The organism is Chitinophaga sp. (assembly GCF_035564935.1).
Classification (GTDB): domain Bacteria; phylum Bacteroidota; class Bacteroidia; order Chitinophagales; family Chitinophagaceae; genus Chitinophaga.
Map to the genome: position 1 here is coordinate 1 of NZ_DATMTE010000878.1, position 2,047 is coordinate 2,047.

Genomic DNA, 2,047 nt, shown 5'->3' on the forward strand with positions numbered 1-2,047 from the left:
GCATCATATACCGAAATACTTAATAATGATTTTTCTTCTGTAGTATTCGTTCTGAAAACATTTGTAGACTGCGAAGCTTTGTTGCTTTCTTCAAAAGTAACTGCACCGGCTACACCTAATATTGTATTTTTTACAAAAAATGCCTGTCCTGGCTGTATGTATTGGTTAACTGCTGATTCAGGTAGGTTATTGCTTCCAACAGTCTGGCTGTAGGCTACATAACGCCCTCTTTGTGTCGCAGTACCCATATTTGGGTCCCATGCATAATATACATCTTCTACACCTGATTTGGTTACAGAATGCCAGTCTACAGGACTCACATATGGATTTCCAATCAGGCTGTAACCGTTAGTTGTAGCGTTTTGAGTTGCATTGATGGCCGGAGTAGTCGCAGCATCAAAAACAACCTGACCTGTTTTCAGGGTTCCTTTTGCAGTTAAGGTTACGGCAGCATTCATATCAGCGGCAGAAGATTGCCCTAAGTCAACATTCCTGTCACCACGAATCAGGATTCTATAGCCGTTTCCTGCCACTAAATTGGTAGCGTCAGTATTTGCGATTGCGCTCCATCCACTGCCGGAAGCAGTATTGTTGTTATAAACATACATCGATGGATTTCCTGTCAGTGTAGTGTCAAATCCGTTTGTGCCTGAATCAGAACCGGTAATATGGGTTCCGGTTTGCCAGTTATTGCTGATAAAATTAGTTGTGGTAACTCCCGGAGTTAAAAATCGGAAAGCACGTTTTCCTTGTGGGATATAGCGTTCAACGGTAACTTCTCCGGTAATAGATCCGGTTACGGCAGCGATTCTGGCAGAACCTGAAGCGGTTGATTTTAATATCAGATTGCCATTAGCGGCCAAATTACCTGACACTACGTCAAGAACTCCCGTCAGGTTAGTCGTGCCGGCTAAGGTTAGTCCGGCAGCATTATTAAGGATTAATTTCTGTATCGTATTGTTTGTGAAAAAATTAGCCGGAAGTGTTTGTACTGTAGTACCGGAGAAAGTAATGTCGCCTGCAGCAGCATCGATGGTTCCGCCGGTTTTAGACAATGTTTCTTTTACTTCCAATCCGTTAGCACCAACGATTACTGTACCAGAAGTAATGTTAAGGTTTTTCGCTGTAATTGGGCCTTGTGGTGCAGCAGCGTTTGTATCATAATTTCCACTGATAACGGCATCAAGAGCAGCAGTCGGATTTCCGTTGCTCCATGCAGAACCGTTCCATGTAGTAGAAGTAATAACTCCTGTACCGGAAACAGAGATATTTTGGTTAGATGCTCCTGAAGTACTTACTGTAACAGAACCGGATTTAAGTCCGGTACTCTGAGGTGAGAAACGCACATAAAGCGGTCTGCTGCTTACAGTGCCGGATGTAGGAGTAAAGCTTACCGAACCTGACCATGTTGAATTATTTGTACTTACCTGGAAATTTACAGGAGCCGTGGCTGTAATATTACCGGTAAGATTAGTTCCTGAAACTGTAACCGAAGAACTGTTGGAAGAAGAACCTACATTGACATTACCAAAGCTGGTAATAGATGTTGAGCTAACGGTAAATGCAGGAACAACCGGTGCGGCTGTAACAATAACATCGTCCATATCACAGTTACCGCTGGCTTTGGTATAAGTCCATCGGATGTAACGTGTAGAAGAAAGCAAAGGCAAATCAATATCAGAACATTGTGCATTGGTAATTGATGTTGCGCCGTTAGCCGTACCATACCTTCCTAATTCCGTATAATCACTACCATCTGCAGATTGTTCAACTAACAGATAGGATTGTCCGGACATTCCTTGATTTTTTAAGGTCATCGATAAGGTCTGTGGTGCAGCATTAATAAAAAGTATCCTGTTGTCACCTGTTCCGTCAAAAGTCGTTGCACTGTTATTGGAACAGGCAGAGCTTGTAGTTCTGTGCGCGCATCCGTTGTTTGTCCATCCTTGTGGCTCAGTTCCCCAGGAAGTTCTGTTTACTGGCAAAGTGGCCTGCCCCCATGCAGTGCCGAAAAATAACCCAAGTACCGCTAGTCCCAGTGACTTGA

1 protein-coding gene is annotated in these 2,047 nt (G+C 43.5%); it reads right to left on the reverse strand.

Going from position 1 to position 2,047, the window contains the following annotated elements:
- Positions 1-2,047, reverse strand: a 2,047-nt coding sequence (locus VN105_RS22885; RefSeq protein WP_325644575.1) for a hypothetical protein, incomplete at both ends; no start/stop codon positions are given.